The sequence below is a fragment of the Parendozoicomonas verongulae genome (assembly GCF_009711465.1).
GTDB classification, from domain to species: domain Bacteria; phylum Pseudomonadota; class Gammaproteobacteria; order Pseudomonadales; family Endozoicomonadaceae; genus Sansalvadorimonas; species Sansalvadorimonas verongulae.
Map to the genome: position 1 here is coordinate 16,093 of NZ_SMME01000837.1, position 20,031 is coordinate 36,123.

The 20,031-nt window shown below is 52.1% G+C and carries 19 protein-coding genes; 11 read left to right on the top strand and 8 right to left on the bottom strand.

Features of this window, described 5'->3' with window-relative positions; all coding sequences use genetic code 11:
- Positions 1 to 10: 10 nt before the first annotated feature.
- Positions 11 to 412 carry a hypothetical protein gene (locus tag E1189_RS12635; RefSeq protein ID WP_155160688.1) on the bottom strand — a complete coding sequence of 134 codons (402 nt, stop codon included), beginning with the start codon at positions 410 to 412 and terminating at the stop codon, positions 11 to 13.
- A 37-nt stretch (positions 413 to 449) separates the two neighbouring features.
- A complete protein-coding gene (locus E1189_RS12640; protein ID WP_155160689.1) occupies positions 450 to 2,066 on the bottom strand; it encodes a recombinase family protein in 1,617 nt (538 codons plus the stop codon).
- A gap of 19 nt (positions 2,067 to 2,085) precedes the next feature.
- Here E1189_RS12640 and E1189_RS12645 point away from each other — a divergent pair, with 19 nt between their 5' ends.
- Positions 2,086 to 2,805, top strand: a complete 720-nt coding sequence (locus E1189_RS12645) for a tRNA dihydrouridine synthase (RefSeq protein ID WP_155160690.1) — start codon at positions 2,086 to 2,088, stop codon at positions 2,803 to 2,805.
- Complete coding sequence (mnmC, locus tag E1189_RS12650; RefSeq protein WP_155160691.1) at positions 2,802 to 4,775, top strand: bifunctional tRNA (5-methylaminomethyl-2-thiouridine)(34)-methyltransferase MnmC2/FAD-dependent 5-carboxymethylaminomethyl-2-thiouridine(34) oxidoreductase MnmC1; 1,974 nt, start codon at positions 2,802 to 2,804, stop codon at positions 4,773 to 4,775. Before E1189_RS12645 ends, mnmC begins: the two co-directional genes overlap by 4 nt.
- 41 nt (positions 4,776 to 4,816) lie before the next feature.
- Here mnmC and msrA read toward each other — a convergent pair whose 3' ends face one another.
- Both msrA and E1189_RS12660 read right to left on the bottom strand, forming a co-directional pair.
- Positions 4,817 to 5,443 (bottom strand): peptide-methionine (S)-S-oxide reductase MsrA, encoded by a 627-nt coding sequence (gene msrA / locus E1189_RS12655; protein WP_155160692.1) that lies wholly within the window; start codon positions 5,441 to 5,443, stop codon positions 4,817 to 4,819.
- A 10-nt stretch (positions 5,444 to 5,453) separates the two neighbouring features.
- Positions 5,454 to 6,287, bottom strand: a complete 834-nt coding sequence (locus tag E1189_RS12660; protein ID WP_155160693.1) for a M23 family metallopeptidase — start codon at positions 6,285 to 6,287, stop codon at positions 5,454 to 5,456.
- 124 nt (positions 6,288 to 6,411) lie between these two features.
- On the opposite strand from E1189_RS12660, the gene E1189_RS12665 reads away from it, so the two are divergent.
- Complete coding sequence (locus E1189_RS12665; protein WP_155160694.1) at positions 6,412 to 6,570, top strand: hypothetical protein; 159 nt, start codon at positions 6,412 to 6,414, stop codon at positions 6,568 to 6,570.
- Positions 6,571 to 6,588: 18 nt separating this feature from the next.
- Here E1189_RS12665 and hemG read toward each other — a convergent pair whose 3' ends face one another.
- Together hemG and E1189_RS12675 are read right to left on the bottom strand one after the other, a co-directional pair.
- Positions 6,589 to 7,140, bottom strand: a complete 552-nt coding sequence (hemG, locus tag E1189_RS12670; RefSeq protein ID WP_329602019.1) for a menaquinone-dependent protoporphyrinogen IX dehydrogenase — start codon at positions 7,138 to 7,140, stop codon at positions 6,589 to 6,591.
- A 483-nt stretch (positions 7,141 to 7,623) separates the two neighbouring features.
- Positions 7,624 to 8,808, bottom strand: coding sequence for a homeobox domain-containing protein (locus E1189_RS12675; protein WP_155160696.1), 1,185 nt, complete (start codon positions 8,806 to 8,808; stop codon positions 7,624 to 7,626).
- A 188-nt stretch (positions 8,809 to 8,996) separates the two neighbouring features.
- On the opposite strand from E1189_RS12675, the gene E1189_RS12680 reads away from it, so the two are divergent.
- On the top strand, positions 8,997 to 9,167 hold the full coding sequence (locus E1189_RS12680; RefSeq protein ID WP_155160697.1) for a hypothetical protein: 171 nt from the start codon (positions 8,997 to 8,999) through the stop codon (positions 9,165 to 9,167).
- A 29-nt stretch (positions 9,168 to 9,196) separates the two neighbouring features.
- Here E1189_RS12680 and E1189_RS12685 read toward each other — a convergent pair whose 3' ends face one another.
- The gene (locus E1189_RS12685) at positions 9,197 to 10,639 is read right to left on the bottom strand and encodes an SLC5 family protein (RefSeq protein ID WP_155160698.1); all 1,443 of its coding nucleotides are present in this window, start codon (positions 10,637 to 10,639) and stop codon (positions 9,197 to 9,199) included.
- 116 nt (positions 10,640 to 10,755) lie between these two features.
- Positions 10,756 to 12,861 carry an alpha-galactosidase gene (locus E1189_RS12690; RefSeq protein ID WP_155160699.1) on the bottom strand — a complete coding sequence of 702 codons (2,106 nt, stop codon included), beginning with the start codon at positions 12,859 to 12,861 and terminating at the stop codon, positions 10,756 to 10,758.
- A 224-nt stretch (positions 12,862 to 13,085) separates the two neighbouring features.
- Between E1189_RS12690 and E1189_RS12695 the strand changes: the two genes are divergently transcribed.
- The 7 genes from E1189_RS12695 to E1189_RS12725 form a co-directional block, all read left to right on the top strand.
- On the top strand, positions 13,086 to 14,105 hold the full coding sequence (locus E1189_RS12695) for a LacI family DNA-binding transcriptional regulator (protein ID WP_155160700.1): 1,020 nt from the start codon (positions 13,086 to 13,088) through the stop codon (positions 14,103 to 14,105).
- A gap of 234 nt (positions 14,106 to 14,339) precedes the next feature.
- On the top strand, positions 14,340 to 14,924 hold the full coding sequence (gene rsxA / locus E1189_RS12700; protein WP_155160706.1) for an electron transport complex subunit RsxA: 585 nt from the start codon (positions 14,340 to 14,342) through the stop codon (positions 14,922 to 14,924).
- A gap of 21 nt (positions 14,925 to 14,945) precedes the next feature.
- Entirely contained in the window at positions 14,946 to 15,554 is a 609-nt protein-coding gene (gene rsxB / locus E1189_RS12705; protein WP_155160701.1) for an electron transport complex subunit RsxB, read from the top strand.
- Positions 15,551 to 17,605: an electron transport complex subunit RsxC gene (gene rsxC, locus E1189_RS12710; protein WP_155160702.1), complete on the top strand. Its 2,055-nt coding sequence runs from the start codon at positions 15,551 to 15,553 to the stop codon at positions 17,603 to 17,605. The genes rsxB and rsxC overlap by 4 nt, the downstream gene beginning before the upstream one ends.
- Positions 17,605 to 18,648 (top strand): electron transport complex subunit RsxD, encoded by a 1,044-nt coding sequence (gene rsxD / locus E1189_RS12715; protein WP_155160703.1) that lies wholly within the window; start codon positions 17,605 to 17,607, stop codon positions 18,646 to 18,648. The genes rsxC and rsxD overlap by 1 nt, the downstream gene beginning before the upstream one ends.
- Positions 18,645 to 19,346 carry an electron transport complex subunit RsxG gene (gene rsxG, locus E1189_RS12720; RefSeq protein WP_155160704.1) on the top strand — a complete coding sequence of 234 codons (702 nt, stop codon included), beginning with the start codon at positions 18,645 to 18,647 and terminating at the stop codon, positions 19,344 to 19,346. The genes rsxD and rsxG overlap by 4 nt, the downstream gene beginning before the upstream one ends.
- On the top strand, positions 19,343 to 20,031 hold a 689-nt coding region (locus tag E1189_RS12725; protein ID WP_155160705.1), incomplete at its 3' end, for an electron transport complex subunit E. The genes rsxG and E1189_RS12725, both read left to right, overlap by 4 nt.

Genomic DNA, 20,031 nt, shown 5'->3' on the forward strand with positions numbered 1-20,031 from the left:
TCCCTGCCACCTATTTTCTATCTGGCTTAAAGTATGTCGCATGAGGGTATACGTGCTTTGAAGGCTTAGTCTCGATATAAGTCCAAGTGTCGGTATTCTGAATCATAATATCGTACAAGTGCATTCCCAAGATTTGATTGGGGTGAAAATCAGGTAGCTGCTCTCTAAACTGGCGGTGGAAATTATGAGAGCTACCCAACTCTGTAAGAAGTCTTCCAATCACCCGTTGAGAATCTACAAAAGGCCTCTTCTCTTTACGTATCTCCTCAACCTTCGCAACAAGACCTCCCTGAGCAATTTGATATAGCTCAGGAGAGTTTTCTTTGTAGTGGAAATAACCTTCCCAGTAGTCGGCAAGCGATTCCTTGTTCAGCTCACTCTTAACAGAAGTTCGATTGATATCAGTAATCATCTTCTCTCCATAAACAGCATGGAAGCACAGTAAGCACTCATGCAAACCAAGGCGGAGACTCAACATCCCCACCAATCAACAATTCACCAGAAGCCTGATCTATATCAAGAATCCGGGAAAGACCATTGTGAAAGTGCAGAATCATCCGAACACTGGACTCCTGCCGGAATATCTCAATACGCTTGAATGTCTGCTTCACCAGCTGGCGAACCTTCAGACGTGCGGCTTCATCCATAGCCAAGGCCGAAGCGGCGACTTCCTGCCACTGCTCCACCAGATCAGGACGATCGACGTGAGTGAGTGTCACCAGTTCTGATTCTGTTTTATCCAGCTCCACCTCCAAAGCCTTTTTCTCTTCTTCCATCTTCCTCAGCCGCTCCACCAGCGAAGAAGGAGGGTTGTCCAAAGCAATGAATTTATCAGCCAGGCTGTTGATATTTCTCGTCACCTTATCAATATCAGCCCGGATCACGCTGACACGGGTTTTCACTCCGCTGGCTTTATCATCCCCCTGAAGCATGGAGGACAGCTCCATTCGGTCGCTGCAGTAGTTCACCAGTGCCCGCTCAAAAATAACCACCTGCAAGCTCTTTGTGTTCTTGCACCGCTGCCCCGTCGTGGATTCGGCAGCACAGCGAATACGACGAAACCCATCAGACAGGTGGCCATCTTTCTTAGCCTTAAATGTATAATTCTGTGCGCTCATAACGTGCCCACAATGTCCGCAGTAGGCGACCTTCATACCGGTAAACAGACTTGGTATTTTTCTCTGACCTTTGGTGCTGGCCCTGTTATCAATCTCATGTTGCAGCGTGGCAAACTCCTCTCTTGTGAGAATCGCCGGATAATAGTTCTCTATGACGAACTTCTCACCATCCACTTCAAAGTCACGCTCACCTATCAAAACCCTGTTCCGCAGAACCTTGTGCCAATACTGCACGTACCAGCGTTTTTGTTTTTTGAATGTGGGGACGTTCTCATCGTTCAGGTAATGAATGATGCGATTAAAGCCCCAACCATCCCGATAGAGTGAAACAACAAGACGAACGATATCGACCCGATCAGGGACCAGCTCAAAGCCTGTTTTGTCTTTTTTGGGTTCACACCAGAGCGGATCGGCACCATTGCGAATGATCTTCCCGGATCCGTTTTCAATCCATCCGCGAATCTGGGACTTGATAGAATCCCGCACCCTGCGGCGCTTGGTTTCACTCTCCTCATTGGAGCGGACAAAGAGTAGCAGAGAATAAACAAGTTTCATCGGCTCCTTGCGAACGCTCTCCCGGTCGTACTCCTGACCGTCAATGGCAGTGACCACTTTCACACCGGCAACGATAATCTGGGTCAGTATGCCCTGAGCGATAATAGGCTCAGCCCGGCTGATTCTGTCCAGAGCCTCTACAATCAGAACCGATCCAGTGGGCACCCTTCCGGCCTCAACAGCAGCCAGGAACAAGCCAAACGCTCCCCGCTGGATGTGATGACTGTGGAAAGCGGACAACCCCTCATCTTTCATGGTGAGGGACTCATCCAGAACAAGATCATGCTCTGCGGCATAGACTCTGGCATAATCCGCCTGCCGCTTGGAGCTGTGACCTTTGGCCTGCTCCGGTGTACTGAATCGTATGTAACTGTAAACTCTGGATTTATTCATTATTTCTGCCTGCTCCTATATGTATGTAGATTATATCCCCTTTGGCTGCCCTGCAAAAACGGTGAACCGCCACAAAGGCGGTGCAGCTCTGCTGAAAGAACCGGAGACTATTTACAAGCTGGTGCAGGCGGTGCGCCAGCAAATACCTGCTGATACACCTGTTACGGCCAAAATGCGTCTGGGTTACGACAGCCCAGAGAAAGCCCTTGAGATCGCACAGGGGATTGAAGCAGCAGGTGCTAGTGGGCTCACCATTCACGCCCGCACCCGCAAAGAGGGCTATCGACCACCCGCGCACTGGGAGCGATTGGCAGAGATTCGGGAAGCGCTCACCATTCCTCTCACAGCCAATGGTGAAATCTGGACGGTCGAGGATTACCACAAATGCCGGGAAGCGAGTAACTGTGAAGATGTCATGATTGGCCGTGGTGCGGTCAGCCGCCCGTTGCTGGGCTGTGAAATCAAAGCCTCCCAGAACAATAAAGATCATACGGTTATTGATAATTGGCCAAATACCCTGAAAATCCTCAAAAGTTTTGCTGAGCAGACACTGACTGTTTCCGAGGGCGAGGCGCACCTTTATGGCCTGATGAATCCGGAGCGGTATCTGAAGGATCGTATTAAACAGTGGCTGCGGATGATGACTAAAGGCCATCAGGAAGCCGCGGAGCTGTTCAACATTATTAAGCGCCAAACCTGTGCACAAAGTATCTTGACGGAACTACAAGCCAGCTCATGACCCTGACTCAACCCCAGATCCAGAACGCAAAAATTTCCTGGAACGAAGACGGCCAACCCTTCTCGGTAGAATTTGATGACGTGTATTTCTCCACGGACTGTGGTGTGAGTGAAAGCCGTTATGTGTTTATTGAGCAGAATGATCTGCCCCGGCGATTTGCGGCACTGAAAGAACACGAAACCTTTACCATCGCCGAAACCGGCTTTGGCTCTGGCCTGAATTTTCTCTGTACATGGCACTGTTTCCTCGAACATGCTCCGGCAACGGCACAGCTGCACTTTGTGACGGTGGAAAAGTTCCCCATGACTCAGGAAGACTTTGCGCGCGCACTGGCATTGTGGCCCGAGTTCAAGGAGATGACTGATGCACTGGTTGCCAGTTACCCGCCTCGGCTTACAGGCTTCCATCGTCGCACATTTGACAGTGGACGAGTGAAGCTCACTCTGATTTTTGATGATGTGCACAGGGCGCTTCCCAAAATAAACCCAGCCATTAACGCCTGGTTTCTTGATGGCTTTTCCCCAGCCAAGAATCCGGAGATGTGGCAACCAGAGCTATTCCATAACATTGCCGCCAAATCGGCTCCCGGAGCCACCTACGCCACTTTTGCTGTGGCTCGCATGGTGCGTATGGGGATTAAGGAGGTAGGTATGACGATGACTCGCGTTTCCGGCTATGGCAAAAAACGGGAAATGATTCGTGGGCAAATCCCTCACCAAACAACCAATGTGAATAAACCATGGCTGGAGTCAGTGGCCTACAAGGGAGATAAACGTCAGGCGCTGATTATTGGCGCAGGGCTGGCAGGAGCTTCCACAGCTCACGCCCTCGCCGAGCGCGGCTGGCAGGTGACCGTTCTCGACAAAAATGAGCGCCCTGCCGATGGAGCCTCTGGCAATCCTCAGGGAATGCTCTATACACGGCTTTCGGCCCATAACACCTTGCTTACCCAGCTTGTGGCACAGGGTTACAGCCACTCCACCAACTTGCTCCAGAATCTACCGGAAGATCTTTACCACCAAACGGGCATTATCCAGTTACCGGATACAGAAAAAGAGCAGGCGCGTCAGCAGGAGCTGATCGACTGCCATCGCTTTGATGACATTCTCAAAGGCATGACTAAAGAGCAGCTGTCGGAGATTGCTGGCCTGCCTATCGAAAAAGATGGGTTGTGGTTTAAGGATGGCGGCTGGGTTTGCCCTCCCAGGGTTGTCAGTGCCCTGCTGAATCACAAGAACATCACTTTCCGAGGCAGCAGTCAGGTCAAAGAGCTGAATCATGATGGTGAAAACTGGCAGGTGCAGCTGGAGGATGGCACAAGCCTTCTCAGCCCGGTTACCATTATTGCCTGCGGTCATCAGGCCGCACAGCTTTCCCAATCCGCTCATCTGCCTTTAAAAAGCATTCGTGGTCAGGTGACTGTTGTACTAACGACCAATGAAGGTAAAAATCTGCAAACTGTGCTCTGTGAAGAAGGCTATATCGCCCCCCAGCATGATGGATTTCATACGCTGGGTGCTACATTCCATTTCAATGATGATGATCAGTCTGTACGTGCTAAAGATCATCAAACCAATCTGGACACCATTGCTTCCTTTGCTCCTGCTATTGGTGAGGCTCTGTCGTTTAACGAGCTGGATACAGATGCTCTGCAAGGCCGTACCGGCTTCCGCTGTACAACACCGGATTACCTGCCTGCCGTTGGTCCTATTATGGACGAGACAGAGTTTCGAGGCCGATTTGCGGCATTGGGCAAGAATGCCAAAACTCACATTGATGCGGATGTGCCTTTTTATCCGGGGCTTTATATCAACACGGGCCACGGCTCCCGTGGATTGATCACCTGTCCATTGGCGGGGGAACTTCTGGCAAGTGAAATTTGTGGAGAGGCTTTACCGGTTTCAGACGAGTTGTTTCGGGGGTTGCGTCCCGGTCGTTTTTTAGCTCGTCGGTTAATTAAGGGGAAGTGAAGGCTAATGAGCGCCTCACTCCCACCGGAGAGAGGCACCTGCTAAATCGGGCAAACAACCCCTGTACCTTTCAGACCACAATAGCCTTCCGGGTTACGTGCCAGATACTGCTGGTGATAGGTTTCTGCATAGTAGAAGGTGTCCAGCGGTTTGATTTCTGTTGTAATGTCCCCAAGCCCTTTTTTCGCCAGCCCTTGTTGGAACATGTGCAGGCTTTCCCGGGCCTGAGCAGATTGTTCTTCATCCGTTATATAAATGGCAGAGCGATACTGAGTGCCAACATCCCCTCCCTGTTTCATACCCTGAGTGGGGTCATGCTGTTCCCAGAACATGGCCAGAATCTGTGCCAATGAGATTTCTGCGGGATCAAACACCACCCGTACTACTTCGGCATGGCCGGTTTCGCCAGTGCAAACCTGTTGATAAGTCGGATTAGGGGTGAAACCTCCTGCATAGCCAACCATAGTCAGATAGACACCGGGCTTTTGCCAGAACAGTCTTTCTGCACCCCAGAAGCAGCCCATACCCAGAACAATTTCCTGGCAATGATCCGGCCAGGGGGCCAGCAACGAACGATTAAAGACCACATGGGGTTCCGTTACACCCATAGGTTCTACAGAACCCGGCAGCGCCTGCTCAGCGCCCACCATAGTTGTTATACCAGCCATAACATCCCCTTTACTTCGGAGCATCGTCTAAATCTGAAATCATGGGATAGTCACGCATAACCAGTTCAGGATCAAGGCGAACATTGCCCCAGTTAATACGCCAGTCCAGGTGAGCACCGGTTACCCGCCCTGTTGCTCCTACTTCTGCCACAGGCTGTCCTTGTTTAACAATATCCCCCGGCTTGACCAATAATTTGCTGAGATGAAGAAAACTGCTGGTTACGCCCATGCCATGGTCGATAATCATCGTGCCACCGGAAAAGTACATATCCGGGTGAGCAAGCACTACCTTTCCTGCGGCAGGAGAGAGCACAGGGGTGCCGGTGGGAGCAGCATAATCGAGGCCATAGTGGGGTCGGCGGGGTTTACCGTTAAAGTAACGCTGGCTGCCGTACACACCTGTAATCGGCCCATCCACCGGTTGCAGAAAGCCTGATAAAAAGTCATCCCGCTCTGTGCGGCTGGCACGGGCTTCACCTATTTGGCGGTTATCATCTTTTATCCGCAGCAAACGGCTTTCAGGAGGCACCACATATTTTCCAGGAACCCCTTCTATACGCTGAATTTTATAATCCCGAGACTGGAGTTGAAGGGTGTAGGTGGTTTGTTTGCCGTGGGGCGTTTCAACAATATAGCTTTGCTCGAGTGAGGCATCCCGGCCAAAGCCGATCACAAAGTCCCCTTCCGTGGTGAGCATTACCGGCTGATCTTTATAAAACACTTTGTTGCCGGGTGTCGTTTTTCCCAGAAACAGGCTGCCCTGGGTGAGAGGCTGCTGTGCCAGCACCGGCAGCGCCACAAGCCACACGCACGCAACTCGCACAAGAAATGAAAAAAATCTCACTTTCGGGCTCCCTATTCCTGACAGATGTGTTATCTATTTATATATTAAAGGTGTCGTCAACATACAGCTACGAGCGTGTCGATAATAAAATCAACAACAAGACAAGCGAACAAGAGGTATTGTTATGGAACCGTCTACCACAGACCACATCATCCTGACTATGTCCATCGTTTTTCCCGTGATGTACTGCGTGGCTCTTATTGTTTCACTGCAGATGGATACCCGCCACGATCAGGCTGATACCCAGCCACAGCTTGCCCGTACAAAAAAGCCTGTGCGGTGAAAGGTAAGGAGCAGCTCCTCAGCAAATGCTCTTTGAGTGCAGATACTCAGCATAACCTTTGGCAAAGGCTTCCACCCGCTGCCACGAGGTAAACTCAATATCTTTGGAGGCATCAGTACTGCCTCCAGTGATTTTCATAATCAATTGAATCATCACCCGATCAAACCAACGGTAACGGCTGTATTGCAGTGAGCCTGCCAGCACCCCAAGGTATCCTGGCTTCCAGGGACAGGTTTTCAGGAAACGCTGCATGTAACGATTGGTGTCTGGATCCTGCTTTTCAGGCTTTCGTGCAGTCAGGTTGACACTGAAAAATCCGCTTTCCACAGCATTCAGGAACGACTGATGATTCTCGATAAACTTTCGCGCGGCTGGCAGGTGATGCCCGTAGCGAATGGGAGAACCAATCAGCACCGAATCAAAGTCTGACAGTGTTACACTGTCTTCTTTCTCCTCGATATTCGACAGGGTAATGTCCAATCCCTCAGCACTCATGGTTTTAGAGATTGCACGGGCAATGGAAGCAGTCTGTCCATCGTGAGAAGCATAGAGAATCAGGTGTCGTGACACAGCATTTTCCAAAGTATAATAACCATCACATGCCAAGGTACGCATTTTTACCCATAAAACCACGCAAAGCGTTGACCACCATCAAGAAAGGCTGCAGCCAGACGAATGATAATCATGGGTAAGCCGCGAACACTTTACTAAGAACTCGCACCAAGGCTCATAAAAACATCCATTATTTTTCAATCTGCCCATCTGGTTAATCCGTAATCGCCGGAATTGAGTAACTATTTATGATTGCCACAGCAGGATCGTGGCTACTGCAAGTGGCCACACTCAGCGTTTTGTTTCTGGCCCCTCTTCCTGGTATTGCAACCCTTTTCAGGAATAATTCCGCCAGAGCACAACAGCTAAACACATTCCGTGCCTGGTAAGTACCCGGGCCTTTGCCAAGAAACATCCCTGCACTTCGCGGAGACGTTGCCGCTGTCAGAACTTAGGCTTAATGCGCTGGAGTGGAGAGCCACTCATTCCCACTCCCTTTTTTTACTGGCACTTTCTTTTACTGGTACTTTCGCTCACATTTCCACTGTCATCCTCAAGAGCTTTCTTAACACGCTCGGCTCTTTTTCTACGTGCAGCTGGCGTGCTGGAGAAGCCCCCTGACTCACGATAGTTACGGCGATTGTTATTAAACCATGTCTGTACTTTTTTAGCCGTTGTTCCAATTTCCTCTGCAAGTGCTTCACGCTCTCCCTCTGTCGGATAGGGATCGTCCTTGTGATCAAGAAACCATTTTACACACACCCGCTTCATGCGATCCCGTTCTGTTTCCAGCGTACAGAATATTCCTGTTTCGGCCTGGACATCTTTAAACAACTCAAAAAATACACCCTGTGAACGCCCGTATGTGGCTTCATACATCACAGACTCAGCCTCCTCATAGGTGATACCCAGCTGCGCTTGCTGAATTTTCACCACGACCTCTTTGCAGTCTTGAAAAGCTTTCTTCAGCCAAGGTGTGGCAGCCTGAAATTCAGTTCTCAAAGATTCATGGTCAGCCAGAGTGTGAACCATACCCCCATGAGTTTGGACAAAACTCCTTAGCCAGTGCAATTGGTACCCTACCTTGAGCATGGCTTCTGTTTCCGGGCCGGTGAAAGTGATATGGGACACACTTTCACTATTATAAGCCCACAGGCCATACTCAATATCGGAGTGGCTCTGCTGACTCTGGGGAAACGCCTCCTGAAAGCTGTAAGCCGCTACTGGCATATCCTGAAATTGCTCATACACCTTGGCACGGCTGAATGAGTAATGATTCTCCAGATAGTCAATGATGCGTGTGAAAGCATCCTTCTCCGCCCGCTGCAACGATTCACACAACCAATAAAACTGTGAATGCGTCTTCTCAGGAAGATTTAACCTGCAGGCCTGCTCATAAAGCCCGACAAAACTGCGCCATTCCAGCAATTGCTGCTTAAAGGCAGAGATATCCTTATCCCATTGCTTTGCCTGCCCATGCTCCGGTTTTGATAGTGCCAAAAGACCCGACAAAGCCAGTTCCCGAGCATCCCGTTCCTGCACAGTGACAGGTTGAGTGGCTGCAGGTTGAAGATTCTCACCGATACCCGAAGGGCTTAGCCTCGCAGAGGAGCCTCCCTCTGTTGCAAGAGAGTATGCAGGGCAGAGTACACTGGATGGGCTGGATGGATTGGACAGATTGTACATGGCTGCGGCCTCTCTGTTTTTTTTACTGAATCCCTTAGATAAATATTTGCATCCAAGGTTCAGTGAATACCGCTGGAGCCAGCTGTCGGTAAGGTCAGTACCCCCAACAAACTTGTCAGTGATTCCTGTTTTCCCCCTGTTTATGCTCTACCGAAATAATGAAAAACATAAATTATGAGGAAAGCGTTATGCACACAAAAGCCCCCAGCCATAAGAAGTTTATTGCATTGTTAATTCTGCTGGCGATGGGTGGGCTTGCGCTTTTTACCGGTTATATGCCGTCAGAATATTCCGCTCAAACGTCTCTCTACAAAAGCGACCACACATACAAAAGCGTTCAGGCCCCCAAGGGAACCTGAACGCTCTTTTCCAGCAAATGTATTAAAGATTAAGCGGTGGCGATGTCGCCTGCGCCTTTCTTCAGTACAAACTGTGCACTCTTCTTGAACACAAAGCGGTTTACGAACAGTGCAAAGGCTACACAGCTCAACAGAGTGATAAACATCATGTGGATGTAGTGGAATGGAGCCCAACCGAAGGTGAAGAAGGCGTACAGCAGGGTACCGAACACAACACTCAGAATTACAGAGCGCGCATCCACACCACGGAAGATCAGACCAGTGATAAAGGCAGACAGGATTGGCATGCTCAACAGGCCGTTCAGCTGCTGCAGCAGGTTAATGATACTTTCTGCGCCGCTGTATACAGGTACCAGTACCAGAGCGATAGCCACGAAAGTCAGAGACACAGTGGTGCTCAGCTTCTTGATATCTGGCGTGCTGTTGAAATACTTCTCGTGAATGTCGCACACATACAGAGCCGCAGAAGAGTTCAGCACAGAGTTAAAGCTGGTGAGAACTGCCGCCGCCATAACTGCTGCAAAGGCACCGGACATCCAGTGAGGCATCAGCTCACCCACCAGGTGACCGTAAGTGGCATCACCCAGCTGACCGTACAGTTTGTAAGCCGCGATACCTGGAATAACAACCATGGCAGGAACGATGCACAGACGGATAACGGCCGCAGTCAGAACACCACGCTGGGCTTCTTTAATGGTTGGAGCCGCCATGGCACGCTGAGTGATAGTCTGGTTGGTGCTCCAGTAGAAGATCTGAATAAACAGCATACCGGTGAGCAGAGTGTGCCAGGGGATTGGGGAGTTATCGTCGCCAATCAGGGTCAGACGCTCCGCAGGAATACCGGAGAAGTCAAAGCCAATCGCCTTCAGAGACAGGAACACTACCAGCATACCCATAGCCAGCAGGCCGATGCCGCTGTAGGTATCGGAAACGGCAACCGCACGCAGACCACCAAAGATGGAGTAAGCCGCCCCCACCAGAGCGAACATAATAGACAGAGGCATAATACCCAGTTCTACCTGGAACATGCTCTGCATAAACAGGGAGCCACTGTAGAGCATGGCTGGCAGATAGATGAATACGTTACCCAGCAGGAACAAGGTGCCCACTGTCGCACGGATGTGATGGTTGTTGTAACGCTTTTCCAGCAGCTCAGTCGTGGTGGTGCACTTGTACTTGTAGTAGATGGGCACAAACACCTTCGCCAGAATGAACAGACCAACGACTGCAGACAGTTCCCACAGGGCCAGCAGCGCCATCTGGTTACCGTTCATACCCACCAGCTGGTCGGTACTCAGGTTAGTCAGTGTGATGGAACCTGCGATAAACACCCAGGACAGACCACCATTGGCAAGGAAGTAATCCTTACTGCTCTCCCCCCGGCTCGGAGACTGCGCGCATTTGCGCCAGGTTAGAAAGGCGACGAGTAACGTCAGAAACAGAAAGACACCAAACTGGATGATTTTGTCCATTATTGAACTCCTAAGACATCAGGCTCTTATCGGCGTAAGCCTTATTCTTCCCGGCCGTTGCCGTATGGCTGATTGAGTGAGTGAGCAGTTTTAAAACAAGGGTGTTGCGTGGCCTGTTAGCAGGCCACAAGGTGAATCAACATCATGGCCTCCGGGTCCAGCAGAGGCATTGCCAGCCCGATGTCCATCAGTTCGCCACCTGTAAGAGTGAGTCCCTCTTCCAGCCAGAGAGGCCTGGCCTTCATAAGCTGGAAGCTGGCTTCTGGCATATCAACGACAGACACCTTGTATTGGGCACATTGATCAAGGCCGATAAAACGTAAAGGTTCAGGAATCACATGCTGGCTCATGGCCTCCTGACAAATCACCACCAGGGTTTCCTGATCGTTCATAACCCCATAGACCTGACGGTTCGGGTCCGTGCAATCCAGACGGAAGCTCTGGCCAGAGTGAATCAGAGGGCGGAATTGCTTATGCAGAGCGATATAACGAGCCATGCCCGCCTTTTGCTCTTCAGGTTCTTTCACCGGATCAAGTTCAACGCCCATATGGCCAAACAGGGCAGTCAATCCGCGCAGGTTAATGGAGTGACGGCGCTTGGTGCTGTGGCACTCTTCAGGGCCAATATGGGCACCTATAACTTCTGGCGGGAAGAAGTAACCCATACCTTTTTGAATGGTTTGGCGTTCCAGTGCATCGTTACAATCAGATGCCCAGAACCGCTGGGTACGCTTGAGAATTTCGTAATCCACACGGCCACCGCCTGATGAGCAAGACTCAATCTCAACAGCCGGATGCTGCATGCGCAGTTCATCAATCAGGCGATAGAGAGCTTGTGTCTGCTTGTGCACAGCAGCCTGTCCCTTATGGCCGGGCTGAACCAGCTCGCGGTTCATATCCCACTTGAGATAGCCGATATTGTAGCGAGTCAGCAGATCATTCAGACGATCAAACAGGTATTGAAAGCAATCAGGGTTTTGCAGGTCCAGCACATACTGCCAGCGCCCACTGGGTTGGTTGTAACCTTCCAGCTTCAGCAGCCAGTCCGGATGATTACGGAACAGATTGGAGTCCTCGTTAATCATCTCCGGCTCAACCCACAGGCCGAACTCCATACCCAGTTTGTTGACGTGGCCAATCAGCGGTTCCAGCCCCTGAGGGTACTTCACTTCATCGAGATACCAGTCCCCCAACGCGGCGCGGTCATGGTCACGACCAATAAACCAGCCATCGTCCACAATAAACCGCTCAACCCCCATAGCCGCAGCGCCTGTAGCCATCTTCATGATGTACTCAGGGCTATGATCGAAGTAGATACCTTCCCAGGTATTCAAATGAACGGGGCGTGGTTTACCGTTGGGAAATTTAATAATGTTTTCGCGAACATATTTATGAAAATGTTGAGACACCCCATTCAAACCTTTTCGGCTGAACGTACCATAGAGCCAGGGAGTCGTATAACTTGCACCGACGTCAAGAATCATCTCACCGGGAAACAGCAGTTCACCGGCCTGCACAAAGCGGCGGCCATCACTCTTGGCATCGGCACGCATCTGGTGGTTACCACTCCAGCCCAGATGGAAGCCCCACACATCACCCGCCTGCTCGGTAAAGCCTTTGCGGCCCACCATCAGGCCGGGGAAGTTTTCGTGGGACGTACGACCACGGCGGTTTTCCTGAATAAAAGAGCCGTGACTCAGATCTTTGCGCTCGGTGTGGAATTCGCGAATCCAGCTGCCGTAAAAGTGCATAAGCTCCGTCGCATAACCGGGAAGTGGCAGCGTCGAAGCCAGTTTGTTCAGAGTGTAGGGGTGGCTGCTGGTGTTGGTAACTGCCATACGGGTTTGCAGAACATCGCTTTCAGGGTCGAGACTCAGCTCAATATTCAGGGTGAGATCAGCAACAGCATCCTGTGCATGGAAGATCACCCCGTGATCAGATGGCTGTTCGATACTGGCGATCGAAAAAACAGGTGCCCAGTGTTGTCCATTCCTGTGGCCTTCAATACCCGGTGCACCAAACTGCCCTCGGCCAGATTCCGGACACAACGTCAGCGGAATATCACTGTCCAGACGAGCCTGGGGAATAGCGCGCTGGGTGCCTGCAAGAAAATCTTCACTCAATTGAGGCACTTTCTGCCCCCAGTGAAGAATTTCCGGCATATCGTCCACCTTGATAATCAAGCTGGAGGTACGACCTCTAAGATGAACAACCTGCATCATTGCCAACCTGCATTCCAATAAGGCTATGTTTGCGAAAACACACATTTTTAAACAATAACGACAAAGAATAAAAAAACACTGACACCTATCAAAGGTTGCAGTGTTTTCGCAAACATCATCAACTTCTGCACAACCCACGTATCATTTAAACTACCCACCACCAAGAAGCAGGCAAAATCGTGCAAATTTTGCGCATTCCACCTACCACAAGCAGTAATTCAGTGATGGGAAAAGTAACATTTAAGGACGTCGCTCGACTGGCCGGTGTTTCCACCCAAACCGTGTCTCGAGTCACCAATAACGCCCACAACGTAAATGACGAAACACGGGCAAAAGTATTAAGTGCTATCCAGGCTCTTGGGTATGTTCCCAGCAAAAGCGCCCAGCTTCTGGGACGGAAGAAATCGCGGTTGCTTGGCCTGCTTACCCTCGACTTCGCTTTTTATGGGGCGGCCATGACAGCCGCAGGCATTCGCAATGCTGCCACTGCCCGGGGCTACAGCGTGGTGATTGGCATTACTAACAGTACAGCGAAAGATAAGGTTGTTGAGGCCATAAGAGAGCTGATTGCCCAGCAGGTGGAAGGCATTGTGATTAACATGCCCCTGTCTCCTGAAGAGGCTGTGGCGCTGGTACGCACCTATCCCGACACCCCCATAGCCTTTACAGATACACTGCCCACCCCGGGGCTAGTCACTGTGATGTCCGATCATAAGCTGGGGGCGAAGCTGACGGTTGAGCACCTCATTGCACTGAAAAGACACCACATAGCCTGCCTGAACGGCCCACAAGACTCCACCGCTGCGGAATTACGAAGGCAGGGCTGGCTCTCAACCCTGAAAGAACATCAGCTTGAACCTGTTGCCCAATACATCGGTGACTGGTCAGCCGTTCAGGGCTATGAGCTGGCCCGGCAGCTTTTGCAGAAACACCCAGGGTTAGATGCCCTGGTGTGTGCTAACGACCAGATGGCTCTCGGTGCTCTCAAGGCACTCCATGAGGCCGGGCAACTGGTTCCCAGGGATGTATTGGTTACAGGTTTTGATGACACCCCTGACAGCATTATGTATCAACCTTCTCTGACCACTGTACGACAGGACTTTCCAGCCCTGGGGGAACAGGTTGTCGCCGCTCTTTTCCAGTGGATGGCATCGCCCGGGCGCGATGATTTTCAGGCTATCAGCCAAAAGCTGGCCGTGACATTTATAGCGCGAGCCAGCACGGCTTGCGGAGGGCAAGCCTAACTACTGTTAATTTGTGCAAGACCCTTTATAATTCTGCCTCCGTCATCCGGACCGGATATTCAGCTGCGCTCTTCCACACCAGTCACAAGCATATTCCCAAAAATGATTACAACAATAGCCATCCATTGTTGTACGGAATAATGAGCTACTGAATAATACTCCCCCACCGGAGCACGGATACAAACCGCACAAAAGCCTGTACGGCCGTTTGGAGTCAATCTGTTTATGGAAACCATGACCTCGCTGTCCCTGATTCTGGTCAGCGCCATACTGGTCAATAACTTTGTACTGGTACAGTTTTTAGGGCTGTGCCCGTTTATGGGCGTGTCCAACCGTCTGGAAACGGCGGTAGGCATGTCCCTTGCCACCACCTTTGTACTGACGCTGGCGTCAATCTGCAGCTACATCACCTATCAGTACATCCTTGTGCCTTTGGGGCTGGAGTTTCTGAAAACCCTCTCCTTTATTTTGGTGATAGCCGTGGTGGTGCAGTTCACGGAAATGGCCGTGCGCAAAACCAGCCCACTGCTCTATCGGGTGTTGGGCGTCTTCCTGCCCCTGATTACCAGCAACTGCGCCGTACTGGGTGTAGCCCTGCTGAACAGTCACCGTATGAATGCCAGTTTTATTGATTCTGCCCTTTATGGTTTTGGTGCAGCGGCAGGGTTTTCACTGGTACTGGTACTGTTTGCCGCCATGCGTGAGAGGATTACGGCGGCGGATGTGCCCATGCCCTTCCGGGGCGCAGCTATCGGAATGATCACTGCCGGTTTTATGTCTCTGGCCTTTATGGGCTTCACCGGTCTGATTAAGCTGTAAGGAGAGCTGGAACACGAGTTTATGGACGTTTTATCTCTCGAAAGTGTGATTTACGCACTCCTTGCCCTGCTGGCACTGGCGCTGGTATTTGGCGCTATTCTGGGTTTTGCCTCTGAACGCTTCAAAGTGGAAGGCAACCCCATCGTAGACCAGATCAACGATCTGCTGCCCCAGACCCAATGCGGTCAGTGCGGCCACCCCGGCTGTAAACCTTATGCAGAAGGCATTGCCAACGGCGAGCCGATTAACAAATGCCCTCCCGGCGGGCAGGCCACTATTAATGCTCTGGCCGACCTTCTCGATCTGGAACCCATGGCGCTGGACGACGAACACGGGGAAGAAAAGCCCCCCATGGTCGCCAATATCCGGGAAGATGAGTGCATTGGCTGCACCAAGTGCATTCAGGCCTGCCCGGTGGATGCCATCCTCGGTGCTGCCAAGCAGATGCATACCGTGATTACCGACGAATGCACCGGCTGCGACCTGTGCGTTGAACCCTGCCCGGTAGACTGTATCGATATGGTGCCCATCGCCACCACAACCCAAAACTGGCAGTGGCCCCTGCCTTCTTCCTCAGAACAATCAGGCATGCAATTGATTGCAACCGACAAACAGGGGGAAGTGGCATGAGTGCAATCCCTCTGCGTACTATTCATGATTTTCCCGGTGGCGTTCATCCCCAGGAGAACAAAGAGCAATCCACCCGAACCCCGATTGCCATTCCACCACTGCCAGCCCGTCTGGTGCTGCCTCTGAATCAACACTCCGGCGCACCGGCACAACCGGTGGTCAGTGCAGGTGAGCACGTACTCAAGGGTCAGCTGTTGGCAAAGGCGACAGGCTTTGTCAGTGCCCCGGTACACGCGCCTACGTCCGGTACCATTAGCAGCCTTGAAATGCACCCTGTTCCCCACTGGTCTGGCCTTGAAGAGAGCTGCCTGATTCTCTTGCCCGATGGCAAGGATGAGTGGTGTTCTCTCTCACCGATAGAAGACTACCGCACCGCTGAACGGGAAGAGCTGGTTGAACGCATACACGACGCAGGCATTGTAGGACTGGGTGGCGCAGGTTTCCCTGCCGCTGTAAAAATGTCATCCCGCAAGGCCAGCAAGATTCATACACTGGTTGTGAACGGTGCCGAGTGCGAACCCTACATCACCGCCGACGATATGCTGATGCGGGAGCGAGCTGCCCAGCTGGTGTCCGGCATCGAGATCCTCCAGCACATGCTGGCACCAGAACAGGTGTTGATTGGTATTGAGGACAACAAGCCCGAAGCCATTGCCACCATGGAAAAAGCCTGTGCTGGTAAAGCTGGTATTGAAGTGTGTACCGTGCCTACCAAATATCCGTCCGGTGACGCACAACGTCTTATCTGGCTGCTCACCGGTAAAGAAGTGCCGAATGATTCTCGCTCTGTGGATATCGGCATCCTCTGTTATAACGTGGGCACCATTGTTGCCGTGCACGATGCCATTGTTCACGGCAAGCCGCTGATATCCCGTATCACCACCCTGACCGGCTCTGCACTGTCTCGCCCCGGTAATGTGGAAGCCCTGATCGGCACACCGGCGGAACACCTGCTGGTGTTTGCAGGCATTGATAACGACACCTTCCACACCCTGATTCAGGGTGGGCCGATGATGGGGCATACGCTGGATACCACGGCCGTGCCTGTGATCAAAACCAGCAACTGCTTTATTGCGGGAACAGCTCAGGAGTTTCCGGCTGCGCCACCGGCTCAGGCCTGTATCCGCTGCGGTCTGTGTGCAGATGCCTGCCCCATTGAACTGTTGCCCCAGCAGCTGCACTGGTATGCGAAATCCCAGAACCACGATCAGCTGCAACACCACAACCTGTTCGACTGCATCGAGTGCGGAGCCTGCGCTTACGTGTGTCCAAGCGCCATCCCACTGGTACAGTATTACCGTGCTGCCAAGGATGAAATTCGCACCCACAAAGCCAGAACAGAAAAGTCTGAACGCTCCCGCGTGCGTTTTGAGCAGCGTCAGGCTCGCCTTGAAGCTGCCGCTGCCGAGAAGGAAGCACGCCGCAAGGCCAATGCTGAAAAGGCTCGTAAGCTGAAGGAAGCCAAGGCCGCTGCGGCCACTGCACCGGAGAAATCTGAAGCAAAAGCAGAGGCAGAGGCTGACCCTATTCAAGCCGCCATTCAGCGAGCCAAGGCTAAAAAGGCCGCTCGTGCGGCAGGTACAGATTCTCCTGCCAAGCCTGCAAAACCAGCGAGGCCACAACTGTCCCCCAAACAGAAAGAGTTAAAAATTCAACTCTCTATGGCCAAGGCACAATTGAAGAAGTCTGAGCGTGCCCTTCCCCAAATGGAAGAAGGCAGTCCGGAAGCCAATAAGCTGAAAGACGACATCGCCCTTGTGCAAAAACAGTTGGAGCAGCTGCAAACCGAATTTGATGCTGCCTCTTCCGCTCCGGCAGAAGCACCGGCAGCTACAGAGAAACCGGTGAAAGCCAAAAAGCCAGCTCTGAGCGATGACGAAAAAAAACGCAAAATCGAGTTAGCCATGAAGAAAGCCGCTCTCAAGAAAGCCGAGCGTGCACTGGCCGTTGCGGAAGAAGCGGGCAGTGATCAAGTGGATACCCTGCGTCAGGCTCGCGACGAGAAGCGTCAGGCGCTGGCGGATGCAGAAAACACAGGAGTACAGGCGTAATGGCACTGATTCGACAGACTTCGCCCCACGCTTCAGGGAAAAACCACACCAACCATATTATGCGTATGGTGATAGTGGCGCTGGTTCCTGCTCTGTTTGTGCAAATGTGGTTCTTCGGCTGGGGAGCTCTGGTGAATGTACTCTGGTGCTCAGTAGTGGCGCTGGGAGCGGAGGCCTTTGTTCTCACACTTCGTAAACGACCACTGGCGTTTTATCTGAAAGACGGCAGCGCACTGGTAACAGCATGGCTGCTGGCTATGGCAATTCCTCCGGGCTCTCCCTGGTGGCTGACGTTTGTTGGTGTGAGTTTTGCCATTATCTTCGGCAAGCAGCTTTATGGCGGCATGGGGCAGAACCCGTTCAATCCCGCCATGCTCGCCTATGTCTTGCTGCTGATTTCCTTCCCGGTGGAGATGACCAGCTGGCTGGCACCTCAAGGTGCGGGAGTTGATCCAATGGGTCTGACTGATAGCTTGCAGGCGATCTTCGCAGGCCACAGTATTGATGGATGGACAATGGCTACACCTCTGGATGTGGTGCGGGAAAACAAAAGCCTGACCATGGCAGAGCTGTGGACTGAAAAACCACAACTGGACGGACTGACGGGTATCGGCTGGGTATGGGTGAATCTGGCCTTTCTGGCCGGTGGCCTGTTTCTGCTGAAACAAAAGATTATCAGCTGGCACGCACCTGTGGGTATGCTGGCTGCTCTTGGGGTTATGTCCCTGCTGTTCTGGAACGGTACCGGCTCAGGCTCCCATGGCTCCCCTATTTTCCACCTGCTCTCTGGCGCTGCCATGATGGGTGCCTTTTTTATTGTGACCGATCCGGTCAGTGGTGCAACGTCTAACAAAGGCCGCCTGATCTTTGGTGCTGGCGTGGGTATCCTCACTTACATTATCCGCGTCTGGGGTGGCTACCCCGATGGCGTGGCCTTCGCGACTTTGCTGATGAATATGGCGGCACCGGCTATTGATTACTGGACTCAACCCCGCACCTACGGGCACCGGAAACCCAAGCGCGGGATGGCGAAATCAGAATGACTGAACAGACAACAACAGACGGCCTGTTTGATGCCGTTCGCCACAATGCCTTAAGCCTTGGCCTGTTTGCCCTGCTCACGGTTGGGCTGGTGTCTCTTACATGGCTGGCCACTAAGGATCGTATTGTCGATCAGGTGCGGGCCAGTGAGGAGCGGGCACTCCATGAAGTGCTGCCAGCAGACCGTTTTGATAATTCTCTGTTGGATACGTCCATTCCTCTGCCAGATACAACCCTCCTCGGCCCTGTGGGTGAAAGTGCCCGAGGCTGGGTCGCATTCCACGAAGGTGATCCGGCGGCAGTGATTCTTCCGGTGGTGGCGCCTGATGGTTACAGCGGCCGTATTCAATTGCTGGTTTCCATTGACAGCCATGGTGTGCTGACGGGCGTGCGTGCTGTGTCCCACAAAGAAACCCCTGGGCTGGGTGATGGCATTGATACCCGGGTGTCCAACTGGATTCTGGCCTTTACCGGCAAATCACTGCTGAACCCGGAAGGTGCGGGCTGGGGCGTAAAAAAGGATGGCGGCAACTTTGACCAGTTCACCGGCGCCACTATCACTCCCCGTGCAGTTGTAGGCGCGATTCATCGCTCTCTGAAGTATTTTGATGCTAATAAAACCACGCTGTTTACCCTGGGCTCCATGGCGTTGACACAGCAGATCGGTCAATCACAAAAGCAGTCAGGAGGCCACCTATGAGCTGTCATGCTCCGGAACAACCGGAAATCATTGCCTCCACCGGCGGTGTAACCCAGGAACAGGCAAAAGACATCACCCTGCAGGGGCTGTGGAAAAACAACCCGGCCCTGGTGCAGCTGCTGGGTTTATGCCCGCTTTTGGGTGTATCCAGCAGTGTGGTGAACGCCACCGGCCTTGGGCTGGCGACCATGACGGTGCTGATCTGCTCGAACCTGCTGGTCTCACTGTTCCGCAACTTTGTGCCGGATACTATCCGCCTGCCAGTGTTTGTGATGATCATTGCTGCCCTTACCACCTGCGTTGAGCTGGTGATGCAGGCGTATACCTATGAGCTGTATAAAATTCTCGGCATTTTTATTCCCCTGATTGTCACCAACTGCATCATCCTTGGCCGGGCCGATGCCTTTGCTTCCCGCAATGCGCCCCTGCCTGCGGTGCTGGATGGTTTTATGATGGGGTTGGGCTTTGCTGCCGTGCTGATTCTTCTGGGTGGCCTGCGTGAACTGGTGGGTCAGGGAACGCTTATGGCGAATATGGACTTCCTGTTTGGCTCGGTAGCGGCCAGCTGGAAGATCGTTGTCATTCCTGATTACAAGATGTTCCTGTTTGCCATTCTTCCCCCCGGCGCGTTTGTTTTTATGGGGCTGCTTATTGCTCTGAAAAATATTGCCGATAACCGTGTAGA